General features: G+C 68.7%; 11 protein-coding genes and 2 riboswitches. Of the genes, 4 read left to right on the forward strand and 7 right to left on the reverse strand.

Translation table 11 applies throughout. The annotated features are described in order from the left end of the window. Together DQP56_RS18910 and DQP56_RS18915 are read right to left on the reverse strand one after the other, a co-directional pair. A partial coding sequence (locus DQP56_RS18910; RefSeq protein WP_133258969.1) for an FHA domain-containing protein occupies positions 1 to 316 on the reverse strand: 316 nt, incomplete at its 3' end. Between the two features lie 66 nt (positions 317 to 382). Further along, positions 383 to 1,582, reverse strand: coding sequence for an NADH:flavin oxidoreductase (locus DQP56_RS18915; protein ID WP_112688029.1), 1,200 nt, complete (start codon positions 1,580 to 1,582; stop codon positions 383 to 385). Positions 1,583 to 1,642: 60 nt separating this feature from the next. On the opposite strand from DQP56_RS18915, the gene DQP56_RS18920 reads away from it, so the two are divergent. Further along, the gene (locus DQP56_RS18920; protein WP_112688049.1) at positions 1,643 to 2,491 is read left to right on the forward strand and encodes a bifunctional methylenetetrahydrofolate dehydrogenase/methenyltetrahydrofolate cyclohydrolase; all 849 of its coding nucleotides are present in this window, start codon (positions 1,643 to 1,645) and stop codon (positions 2,489 to 2,491) included. Positions 2,492 to 2,535: 44 nt separating this feature from the next. Further along, entirely contained in the window at positions 2,536 to 2,778 is a 243-nt protein-coding gene (locus tag DQP56_RS18925; protein WP_049793046.1) for a DUF3017 domain-containing protein, read from the forward strand. 10 nt (positions 2,779 to 2,788) lie between these two features. Here DQP56_RS18925 and DQP56_RS18930 read toward each other — a convergent pair whose 3' ends face one another. The 5 genes from DQP56_RS18930 to DQP56_RS18950 form a co-directional block, all read right to left on the reverse strand. Next, positions 2,789 to 3,652, reverse strand: a complete 864-nt coding sequence (locus DQP56_RS18930; RefSeq protein ID WP_112688032.1) for a cyclopropane mycolic acid synthase family methyltransferase — start codon at positions 3,650 to 3,652, stop codon at positions 2,789 to 2,791. A gap of 164 nt (positions 3,653 to 3,816) precedes the next feature. After that, positions 3,817 to 4,278: a DUF732 domain-containing protein gene (locus DQP56_RS18935; protein WP_234825728.1), complete on the reverse strand. Its 462-nt coding sequence runs from the start codon at positions 4,276 to 4,278 to the stop codon at positions 3,817 to 3,819. A 104-nt stretch (positions 4,279 to 4,382) separates the two neighbouring features. Continuing rightward, the gene (locus DQP56_RS18940; RefSeq protein WP_112688035.1) at positions 4,383 to 5,135 is read right to left on the reverse strand and encodes a class I SAM-dependent methyltransferase; all 753 of its coding nucleotides are present in this window, start codon (positions 5,133 to 5,135) and stop codon (positions 4,383 to 4,385) included. Beyond that, positions 5,132 to 6,268: a homoserine O-acetyltransferase MetX gene (metX, locus tag DQP56_RS18945; protein ID WP_112688038.1), complete on the reverse strand. Its 1,137-nt coding sequence runs from the start codon at positions 6,266 to 6,268 to the stop codon at positions 5,132 to 5,134. The genes DQP56_RS18940 and metX overlap by 4 nt, the downstream gene beginning before the upstream one ends. Positions 6,269 to 6,290: 22 nt before the next feature. Continuing rightward, positions 6,291 to 7,628, reverse strand: a complete 1,338-nt coding sequence (locus DQP56_RS18950; RefSeq protein WP_112688041.1) for a bifunctional o-acetylhomoserine/o-acetylserine sulfhydrylase — start codon at positions 7,626 to 7,628, stop codon at positions 6,291 to 6,293. Positions 7,629 to 7,758: 130 nt separating this feature from the next. Then, positions 7,759 to 7,879: riboswitch (SAM riboswitch) on the reverse strand. A gap of 143 nt (positions 7,880 to 8,022) precedes the next feature. Between DQP56_RS18950 and DQP56_RS18955 the strand changes: the two genes are divergently transcribed. Further along, the gene (locus DQP56_RS18955; protein ID WP_112688046.1) at positions 8,023 to 10,257 is read left to right on the forward strand and encodes an NADP-dependent isocitrate dehydrogenase; all 2,235 of its coding nucleotides are present in this window, start codon (positions 8,023 to 8,025) and stop codon (positions 10,255 to 10,257) included. A gap of 89 nt (positions 10,258 to 10,346) precedes the next feature. Beyond that, positions 10,347 to 10,491: riboswitch (cobalamin riboswitch) on the forward strand. A 30-nt stretch (positions 10,492 to 10,521) separates the two neighbouring features. Next, positions 10,522 to 11,602, forward strand: a 1,081-nt coding sequence (locus DQP56_RS18960) for a PPE family protein (RefSeq protein WP_133258970.1), incomplete at its 3' end; no start/stop codon positions are given.

The following is an 11,602-nucleotide window of genomic DNA, read 5'->3' on the forward strand; positions in this document are numbered from 1 at the left end:
GGCCCTGGTGTCGCCCGACCTCGAAGGACAGCCGGGGGCCGTCCGGGTTGCCCAGGTTGACGCACTGGCCGTCGCGGATGTCGACCATCGGCACCCGCTGGCCGTTGACGTAGATGCCGTTCAGTGAGCCGTTGTCGATTCCGAGCCACCTGCCCTGCTCGAAGCGCAGCAGCAGGTGCGCGCGGGAGACCAGTGGATGCGGGATACGGATGTCGGCGCGCAGGTCACGCCCGATGACCACGTCGTGGCCTGCGGAGAATGTGCCTTGTGACCCGTCATGGCGCACGGTCAGCACCGGCGGAGCAGGGTGACTCATCGGATCAACTGTATCGGGCGGACCGAAGTGGCCGCCGGTCCGCGGGCCGCGAGTCGGCGCGGATCTTCAGCGCAGCAGGTCGGGGGCGCCGGTGACAACGCAGTGGGTGCGCTGGTAGATCGTGGGCATGCACTGGTTGCAGTGGATGCATTCCGAGACCGTCGCCGGCTCGGCCGCGATCCGGTTGACCAGGTCCGGTTCGGCCAGCAGCGCCCGGGCCATCGCGACGAACTCGAAGCCCTCGGCCATCGCCTGATCCATGGTCTCGCGATTGGTGATGCCCCCCAACAGGATCAGCGGCAGCGACAGCTCGGCGCGGAACAGCCGGGCGTCGTCCAGCAGATAGGCGTCGTGGTACGGGTATTCGCGCAGGAATTTCTTGCCTGTCATCCGCATGCCCCAGCGCAACGGGGGCGGGAAGACGTTCGCGAACTCCTTGACCGGGGCGTGGCCGCGGAACAAATACATCGGGTTGACCAGCGAGCTGCCGGCGGTCAGCTCGAGGGCGTCCAGGCCGCCGTCGTCCTGCAGCCACTTGGCGGTGGTCAGCGATTCGTCCAGGCTGATGCCGCCGCGCACCCCGTCGGACATGTTCAGCTTCGCCGTCACGGCGATCTGGCCGGCGCCGTCCTTCTCGACGGCCTGGCGGACCGCCTGCACGATTCCGCGGGCGACCTTGGCCCGGTTGGCCAGCGAGCCGCCGAACTCGTCGGAGCGGCGGTTGATCAGCGGTGACAGGAACGAGCTGGCCAGATAGTTGTGACCGAGGTGGATCTCGACGGCGTCGAAGCCGGCGTCGACGGCCCAGCGGGCGGCGTCGGCGTGCTGGGCGATGACCTGGTCGATGTCGTCGCGGGTGGCCTTCTTGGCGAACCGCATGCCGATCGGGTTGAAGAACCGTACCGGCGCCAGCGCGCGGGCCTTGTTCGAGCGGGCGTCGGCGACCGGGCCGGCGTGGCCGATCTGCGCGCTGACCGCCGCACCCTCGGCGTGCACGGCCTCGGTGAGCCGGCGCAGCCCGGGGAGGGCCTCCGGACGCATCCACAGTCCGTCGTCGGAGGTGCGGCCGCCGCGCGAGACCGCGCAGTAGGCGACGGTGGTCATGCCCACCCCGCCGGCCGCCGGCAGCCGGTGGTACTCGATCAGGTCGTCGGAGACCAGCGCGTCCGGGGTGCGGTTCTCGAAGGTGGCGGCCTTGATGACCCGATTGCGCAGTGTGATCGGGCCGAGCTTGGCCGGACTGAAGACGTCGGGAGCAGCAGGCATTCCCGGAGCTTAACCCCAACGGTGACGTCGGATCCGGCGGGGAATGTCACAATGTCCGGCGTGGGTGCGATCACGTTGGACGGCAAGGCCACGCGCGACGAGATCTTCGTCGACCTCAAGGCCCGGGTGGACAAACTCGCCCAGGCGGGCCGCGTTCCGGGGCTGGGCACCATCCTGGTCGGCGACGACCCGGGCTCGCACGCCTATGTGCGCGGCAAGCACGCCGACTGCGCCAAGGTCGGCATCACCTCGCTCCGCCGCGACCTGCCGGCCGACGTCAGCGCGGCGCAGCTCAACGACACCATCGACGAGCTCAACGCCAACCCGGAGTGCACCGGTTACATCGTGCAGCTGCCGCTGCCCAAGCATCTCGACGAGAACGCCGCGCTGGAACGCGTCGACCCGGCCAAGGACGCCGACGGGCTGCACCCGACGAATCTGGGCCGGCTGGTGCTGGGCACCCCGGCGGCGCTGCCGTGCACGCCGCGCGGGATCGTGCACCTGCTGCGCCGCTACGACGTGCCGATCGCCGGCGCTCACGTGGTGGTGATCGGCCGCGGGGTGACCGTCGGACGCCCGCTGGGCCTGCTGCTGACCCGCCGCTCGGAGAACGCCACGGTGACGTTGTGCCACACCGGAACCCGCAACCTGCCGGAGCTCACCCGCCAGGCCGACATCATCGTCGCCGCTGTCGGGGTGCCGCATCTGCTCACCGCGGACATGGTGCGTGCCGGGGCGGCCGTCGTCGACGTCGGCGTCAGCCGCACCGATGCCGGACTGGTCGGCGACGTGCATCCGGGCGTGTGGGAGGTGGCCGGTCACGTGTCGCCCAACCCCGGCGGCGTCGGCCCGCTGACCCGGGCCTTCCTGCTGACCAACGTCGTCGAGCGGGTCGAGAGCGAACTGTGAGGCGCGTGGACGTCCGCCGGCTGGTCGCCGCCCAGTGGCCGATCATGTTGGTGGGGCTGATCTTCGTGGCGGCGTTCGTGCTGGCCGGCGCGAACTTCTGGCGTCGCGGTGCCCTGCTGATCGGGATCGGCACCGCGGTGGCCGCCGCGCTGCGGCTGGTGCTGTCCGAGGAGCGGGCCGGGCTGCTGGTGCTGCGGGACCGGGGACTGGACTTTGCGACGATGACGACGGCAGCCACGGCGATGGTCTATATCGCCGCGACCGTCGACCCGCTGGGAACCAGCTGACGCTTCGGCCTCACTTGGCCAGGGTGAACTGGTTGACGTCGAATCGCCCGGCGCGGAATTCCTCGGCGCAGCCGGTCAAATACCGCATGTAGCGGTCGAAGACCGCCGCGGACTGCAGTTCGACGGCCTCGCACTCGTGTGCCTCCAGCGCTTCGGCCCAGTGGTCGAGGGTCATCGCGTAGTGCTGCTGCAGCGACTGGATGCGCTTCACCATGAACCCCGCCTTTATGGCGTGCTCCCTGACCAGACCGATCGACGGCAGCTGGCCGCCGGGGAAGATCTCCGTCATGAGGAATATCTGAAAGTCGGCCAGCTCGGGGGTCAGTGCCATGCCGTGATCGACGATCTCCTGCGGTGACAGGCCGCAGATAGTGTGCAGCATCATCGTGCCGTCGTCGGGCAGTGCCTTGAAGGTCATGGTGAAGAAGTCGTCGTAGCGGTCGTAGCCGAAGTGCTCGAACGCCCCGATGGACACGATCCGGTCCACCGGTTCGTCGAACTCCTCCCAGCCGGCCAGCAGCACCCGCCGGCTGCGCGGGCTGTCCATCGCATCGAAACGCGATTGCACATACGCGGCTTGGTTTTTGCTCAGGGTCAATCCGATCACGTTGACGTCGTACTGCTCGATGGCGCGCTGCATGGTGGCGCCCCAACCGCAGCCGATGTCGAGCAGCGTCATCTCCGGCTGCAGCCCGAGCTTGCTCAGCGAAAGGTCGATCTTGGCGAGTTGGGCTTCCTCCAGCGTCATGTCGTAGCGCTTGAAGTACGCGCAGCTGTAGGTCTGGGTAGGGTCGAGGAACAGCCGATAGAAATCATCGGACAGGTCGTAATGGGCTTGTACATCAGCGAAATGCGGGGTCAGCCGGTCGCTCATGAGGGTTGGCCTTTCGGTCCGTCGGGGGCTTGTCAGTGCCGCCCTAAGGCCGTCCCTCCCCAGTCGGCCGAACCCGCATACCCGCTGACGTCCCGGATAAACAACAGCTCGCGTAAAACATCGCTGCCACAACGGCAGCGCGGGCCCGTCGCCGGCGCTACCGGCTAAGCGACCGGGATGGCCGGGATTCCGCCGGGCAGCCCGGGAATCCCACCGGACAGCCCCGGAATGCCCCCGGACAGCCCCGGAATGCCGCCGCCCGGCATGCCCGGGACCATCGGCAGCTCCGGAAGCTGGCCGCTGGCCAGCTGCGCCAGCAGCTGCGGGCAATACGCCTGCACCGCGATCTCGGTGAACAGCTGCGCCATCTCCGGCGACAGGGCGGGCCCGCCGCCCAGTGCGGTGACCGGGGACGCCACCGAGGCCGCGGTGCCGGCCGGCTGGGTCAGCATCGGGCAGACGGACTGGCCCAGTTCCGCGGTCGCGGCCGGGTCACCGACGGGCACGCCCGCCCCGGCAAGATCGGACAGGAACGAGGTGTCGATCGGACTCGCCTGCGCCGGCGCCGCGGCGCCGATCAGGCCGGCACATATCCCCAGGCCGGCCAAGGCCACGAAGCGTCGCATTATCTCCCCCGTCTGTCTGCCCGACGCCGAGCGGCACGGGGACTGGTGGTTGAAATTCTGCATCAAAGGGATAACGCCGACGAGTCGGCCGGGTCACGGTTTGCCTACGACGATTCCAGGGTGGCCCGCACGCATACCGTGATGTAGGGCAGCGCCAGCCCGGTCGAACCGACCAGCGCCGGATGGGTGGCCAGCAGGCGGCGGACCCGATCCAGCGTCTTGGTGCGCACTGCGTCCGGTGAGGTGATGCAGTAGCTGCGGGAGGCGACCAGGTCGATCAGCGCCTGCGGGGTCAGGTAGTTGGTCCACTCCAGCTGGTGGTGTTCGATCGCGCCGAACGGCGCCGGCAGTGTCACGCCGCCGTCGACGGCGTCGCGGGCGTCTTCGCGGCCGATGATCTCGCCGAGTTCCTTGACCCAGCCCAGCCGCTCGTCGCGGGTGTTCCACACCAGCCCCAGCCGGCCGCCCGGGCGCAGCACGCGGATCAGCTCGGGGATGGCCCGTGCCGGGTCGAACCAGTGCCAGGCCTGCGCCACCAGCACGGCGTCGACGCTGTCATCGGGCAGCGGGATCTGCTCGGCGGTGCCCAGCAGCGCCGGGGTCTGCGGCAGCGAGGTCTGCAGCACTTCGAGCATCTCGGCGATCGGGTCGACGGCCACCACGTTCAGGCCACGCTCGACCAGCCGGGTGGTGAGCTTGCCGGTGCCGGCACCCAGATCCAGCACGTCGGCGGCGTCCGTTGGTAGCAGCCAGTCGATCGCCTCCGGCGGGTAGGACGGGCGGCCCCGTTCGTAGGCGGCCGCCTGCGAGCCGAACGACAGCGATCGATCGCGCCGGGGCTGCCGCGACCGGTTCACCGCCGGTGCACCCCCGCCGAGTCCGCCAAGCCCAGGGTCTGGCGGATCAATTCTCCGACGCGGTCGGTCTCCAGCAGGAAGCCGTCGTGGCCGTAGTCGGACTCGACCACTTGCAGGCGTGCACAGCCGGGCAGCAGCTCGGCCAACTCGGCCTGCAGGCGCAGCGGGTACAGCCGGTCGGAGGGGATCCCGGCGACCACGGCCGGTACCGGGCAGTCCCGCAGGGCGGCGGCGACCCCGCCCCGGCCCCGGCCCACGTCGAAGCCGGACAGCGCTTCGGTCAGCGCGACGTAACTGCCGGCGTCGAACCGCGCCACCAGCTTGCCGCCCTGATGGCCCAGGTAGCTCTCCACCGCGTAGCGCGGGTCCGCTGGGTCGTCCTCGGCCTGCGCTCTATTGCCGAATCGCCGGTCGAGTTCGGCCTCGCCGCGGTAGGTCAGGTGCGCGATGCGCCGGGCGATCGCCAGCCCACTCTCGGGACTGCGGCCGGTGCCGTGGTAGTCGCCGCCCTGCCAGTCCGGGTCGGCCTTGATCGCGGCGACCTGGGTGCTCTGGGTGCCGATCTGGTCGGCGGTCGCCCGGGCGCCGACGGCCAGCAGCAGGCCGGCGCGCACCCGGTCCGGGTGGCCGATCATCCACTCCAGCGCGCGGGCACCGCCCATCGAACCGCCCATCACCGCGGCCACCTCGGTGATGCCGAGCGCGGCCAGGGTGGCGATGTCGGCTTCCACCTGATCGCGAATCGAGATGGTGGGAAACCGTGAGCCCCAGGGTTTCCCGTCGCGAGCCAGCGAACTCGGGCCGGTCGATCCGCGGCAGCCGCCCAGCGCGTTGGTGGCCACCGCGCACCAGCGGTCGGTGTCGATCGGGGCGCCGGGCCCGACGATCCCGTCCCACCAGCCCGCGGTGGGATGCCCGGGCCCGGCCGGCCCGGTGACATGGGAGTCCCCGGTCAGCGCGTGCAGCACCATGACGACGTTGTCGCGACGCGGCGACAGCTTGCCCCAGCGCTGCACGGCGATGTGGACGTCATCGAGCACCGCTCCGCTCTCCAAGCGCAGCGGGCCGATGCCGACCGTGCCGGTCTCTCCCTCGGCGGGCAGCACGTGGGTCGAGAATTCCGAAATCGTCACCGCGGCCTCTTTGACAACCGCCTCAACGAGCCGCCAGCGCGGACGATTCGCCGAGCTGTGTTGCGACCGCGGCGAACCCGAGTTCCAGGTCGGCCAGGATGTCGTCGATGCCCTCGATGCCGACCGCCAGCCGCACCAGTCCGGGAGTGACACCGGTGCTCAGCAGCTCGTCGCCGGAGAGCTGACTGTGCGTGGTGGACGCGGGGTGGATCACCAGCGAGCGCACGTCACCGATGTTGGCGACGTGGCTGTGCAGCTGCAGCGCGTTGACGAACGCTTTTCCTGCTTCTAGGCCGCCGCCCGGCCCGCCGCCGGCGATCTCGAAGGACAGCACGCCGCCGACGCCCTTGGGGGCCAGCCGCTGCGCCAGCTCGTACCACGGCGAGTCGGGCAGCCCGGCGTAGTTGACGCTCAGCACGTCGTCGCGGGCGGCCAGGAATTCCGCGACCCGCTGGGCGTTGGCGACGTGACGCTCGACCCGCAGGCTCAGCGTCTCCAGGCCCTGGGCGATCAGGAATGCGTTGAACGGCGAGGCCACCGCCCCGTAGTCGCGCATCAGCTGGGCACGGATCTTGATCGCGTAGGCCGGCGGGCCCAGGTCGGCGTAGACCAGGCCGTTGTAGCTGGGGTCGGGGGTGGTGAACCCGGGGTGGCGGCCCTGGGTCCAGTCGAAGTTGCCGCTGTCGACGATCACGCCGGCGATCGCGGTGCCGTGGCCGCCCAGGTACTTGGTGGCCGAGTGCACGACGATGTCGGCACCCTGGCTGATCGGCTGGATCAGGTACGGGGTGGCGATGGTGTTGTCGACGATCAGCGGCACGCCGTGTTCGTGGGCCACCGCCGAGACCCCCGGGGTGTCGAGGATGTCGATCTTGGGGTTGGAGATGCTCTCGGCGTAGAACGCCTTGGTGTTCGGCTGGACCGCTGCGGCCCAGGACTCCAGGTTGTCGGGGTCCTCGACGAAGCTGACCTCGATGCCCAGTTTGGGCAGCGAGTAGCGGAACAGGTTGTAGGTGCCGCCGTACAGCCGGGGGCTGGCCACGATGTGGTCACCGGTGCCGGCGAGGTTGAAGATCGCGAACGTGCTGGCGGCCTGGCCGGCCGACAGCAAGGTGGCGCCCACCCCGCCCTCGAGCGCGGCGATGCGTTCCTCGATGACGGCGTTGGTGGGGTTGGTCAACCGGGTGTAGATGTTGCCCGGCTCGGCCAGCGCGAAGCGGGCGGCCGCCTCGTCGGTGTCGCTGAACAGGTACGAGGTGGTCTGGTAGATCGGCAGGGCGCGTGACCCGGTTTCCGGGTCACCGGCGTGGCCGACGTGGATCTGCTTGGTCTCGAACGACCAGTTGTTACCGGCGGTCATAGGTAGATGCTTTCTGAAGAGAGTGTTATCGCTGGGGCAGGAGGGGTGTCAGCGACGACAACAACGGTCTGATCGGCGCAAGGAGGCACGCATCAGGTTCCCCTGTCTACTCGGGGGGCCCGTTGTGGCGGACCCGCGCTTGCCGCGTAGCCTGCGGCGGCTACTCAACCCGGTCAATCACCCGGGGCACCCCACCGCGGTTGGAGGGTTGCCGGCCAGCAAGCCGGGGCTTCGCGCTGGCACTCATGACCGCTTGGCAGCCTATCGCATCTATCGGAGGTGCCGCCACCTGCTCACCGGCCGGTGGCCGCCAATGGCCGGTACGCGATACTTGAGGCCGCCGTGTACCACGCGGAACAACAGACATTCGAACCCTGACGCCGGGAGAACAGCCATGTGCGCCGACCAGCCGACCATCATCTACACGCTGACCGACGAGGCGCCGCTGCTGGCGACGTACTCGTTCCTGCCGATCGTGCGGGCCTTCACCGAGCCCGCGGGCATCGACGTCAAATCCAGTGATATCTCGCTGGCCGCCCGCATCCTGGCGGAGTTCCCCGACGTGCTCACCGAGGACCAGCGGGTGCCCAACAACCTGGCCGAACTCGGGCGGCTGACCGAACTGCCCGACACCACGATCATCAAATTGCCCAACATCAGCGCGTCGGTGCCGCAGCTGGTCGCCGCGATCAAGGAACTGCAGGACAAGGGCTTCGCGTTGCCGGACTACCCGGCCGACCCCAAGACCGACGCCGAACGCCAGACCCACGACCGCTACGCCAAGTGCCTGGGCAGTGCTGTGAACCCGGTTCTGCGGCAAGGAAACTCCGACCGACGTGCGCCCAAGGCGGTCAAGGAGTACGCCCGCAAGCACCCGCACAGCATGGGGGAGTGGTCGCAGGCGTCGCGCACCCACGTGGCCACCATGCGCCACGGCGACTTCTACCACGGCGAGAAGTCGATGACGCTGGACCGTGCCCGTGATGTGAAGATGGAGCTGAAAACCAAGGGCGGCAAGAAGATTGTGCTCAAGGAGAAGATCGCCCTGTCCGACGGAATGATCATCGACTCGATGTTCATGAGCGTCAAGGCGCTGCGCGAGTTCTACGAATATGAGATGGAAGACGCCCGCAAGACTGGTGTGATGTTCTCGCTGCACGTCAAGGCCACCATGATGAAGGTCAGCCACCCGATCGTGTTCGGCCACGCCATCAAGGTGTTCTACAAAGACGCATTCGCCAAGCACCAGAAGCTCTTCGACGACCTGGGCGTCAACGTCAACAATGGCCTGGTCGACCTGTACGACAAGATCGAGACGCTGCCGGCCTCGCAGCGCGAAGAGATCATCGAGGACATGCACGCCTGCCACGAGCAGGGGCCCGAACTGGCGATGGTGGACTCGGCCAACGGCATCACCAACTTCCACTCGCCGTCGGACGTCATCGTCGACGCCTCGATGCCGGCGATGATCCGGGCCGGCGGCAAGATGTACGGCGCCGACGGGCGGACCAAGGACACCAAGGCGGTCAACCCCGAATCCACCTTCGCGCGGATCTACCAGGAGCTGATCAACTTCTGCAAGACCCACGGCCAGTTCGACCCGGCAACCATGGGCACCGTGCCCAACGTCGGCCTGATGGCACAGAAGGCCGAGGAATACGGCAGTCACGACAAGACTTTCGAGGTCCCCGAGGCCGGGATCGCCGACATCGTCGACCTGGACACCGGTGAGGTGCTGCTGAGCCAGAACGTCGAGGCCGGTGACATCTGGCGGCTGTGCACGGTCACTGACGCCGCCATCCGCGACTGGGTGAAGCTGGCCGTGCAGCGCGCGCGGATCTCCGGCATGACGGTGGTGTTCTGGCTGGACACCGAGCGTCCGCACGAGGCCGAGCTGCGCAAGAAGGTGAAGGCCTACCTGAAGGACCACGACACCGAGGGCCTGGAGATCCAGATCATGCCGCAGGTATGGGCGATGCGCTACACCCTGGAGCGGCTGATCCGCGGCCAGGACACCATCGCCGCGACGGGCAACATTCTGCGCGACTACCTCACCGACCTGTTCCCGATCCTGGAGCTGGGCACCAGCGCCAAGATGCTGTCGATCGTGCCGCTGATGGCCGGTGGCGGCATGTATGAGACCGGCGCCGGTGGTTCGGCGCCCAAGCACGTCAAGCAGCTGGTGGAGGAGAACCACCTGCGCTGGGACTCGCTCGGCGAATTCCTGGCGCTGGGCGCCAGCTTCGACGACATGGGCGTCAAGACCGGCAACCGCGGCGCGAAGATCCTGGGGCAGACGCTGGACACGGCGATCGGCAGGCTGCTGGCCGATAACAAGAACCCGTCTCGCAAGACCGGGGAGCTCGACAACCGCGGCAGCCAGTTCTTCCTGGCCAAGTACTGGGCGCAGGAGCTCGCCGCGCAGACCGAGGACCCCAAGCTGGCCGAGCACTTCGCCGCGGTGGCGAACGGGTTGGAGAAGAACCAGGACGTCATCCTCGACGAGCTGACCGTGGTGCAGGGCAAGGCAGTGGATATCGGCGGCTATTACGCGCCGGATCACGCCCTGACGGAGGCGGTGATGCGGCCCAGCCCGACGCTCAACGCGGTGATCGACGGCAAGGACTGATCCCCCTTCAGGTGAGAGCCAAATCCACGACAGACACGCCGACACAGGCGTCGTGGATTTGGCTCTCGGCGGCGGTTAGCGGCGGCCGTCGGTGTCCGGCGTGCGACAATTCGCCGGGTAAGGCGACGACGATGTTAGGAATCCGGTGCGAATCCGGAGCGGTCCCGCCACTGTGATCGGGAATGCGAAGCCCACCCGAGAGCCAGACACTCACGTCGTCGCGACCTGCGATTCGGGGCGGGCACCCCGAGGAAGCTGGCGAACGTGACCACGCCGATCTGGATCGCGTCTCCCCCCGAAGTCCACTCGACGCTGCTGTCGGCCGGGCCCGGCGCCGGTCCGCTGCTGGCGTCGGCGGCGGCGTGGAGCGCCCTGAGCACCGAGTACACCGAGATCGCCGACGAGCTGACGGCCCTGCTGGGCGCGGTGCAGGCCGGGGCCTGGCAGGGACCGTCGGCCGAGGCCTACCTGGCGGCCAACGCGCCCTACCTGGCCTGGCTGAGCCACGCCTCCGCCAACAGTTCGGTGATGGCCGCCCAGCAGCAGATCGCGGCCTCGGCCTACAGCGCCGCGCTGGCGGCCATGCCGACGCTGGCCGAACTGGCCGCCAACCACGCCACCCACGCGGTGCTGGTGGCCACCAACTTCTTCGGCGTCAACACCATCCCGATCGCGCTCAACGAGGCCGACTACGGCCGGATGTGGCTGCAGGCCGCCACCGTGATGGCCACCTACCAGGCCGTCGCCGGCGCGGCGGTGGCGTCGAGTCCGCAGACCGTCGCCGCGCCGCAGATCGCCAAGGCCAACGCCGCAGACGCCAGCCAGCCGCAGCTGCCGCCGGATCGGCAGAACGACATCATGGAGTGGCTGCAGAACAGCGGCTACACCGACTTCTACAACAACGTGCTGCAGCCGATGATCAACGAACTGGCGGCCAACCCCTACCTGCAGTCGATGTTCGCCGGCTTCGACCCCTGGCTGCCGGTGCTGGGCAACCCGCTCAGCTTCTTCAGCCCCTACAACATCGCGTTCGCGCTGGGCTACCCGATGGACTTCGGGTCGTTCGCCGCCTATCTGTCGCAGACCTTCGCGTTCATCGCCGCCGACCTGGCCGCGGCGTTCGCCAGCGGCAACCCGAGCACCATCGCCGCCACCTTGCTGTTCACCGCGGTCGAGGCGATCGGCACCATCATCACCGACGTGATCGCCCTGCTCAAGACGCTGCTGGAGCAGGCGATCGTGCTGATCCCGGTGATGCTGCCGATGCTGACCGCCGCCCTGGCGCCGCTGGCCGCGGCGCCATTGGCCGGGCTGGCAGGACTGTCCGGGCTGGCCGCGCTGCACG

The sequence above is a fragment of the Mycolicibacter senuensis genome (assembly GCF_003284925.1).
GTDB classification, from domain to species: domain Bacteria; phylum Actinomycetota; class Actinomycetes; order Mycobacteriales; family Mycobacteriaceae; genus Mycobacterium; species Mycobacterium algericum_A.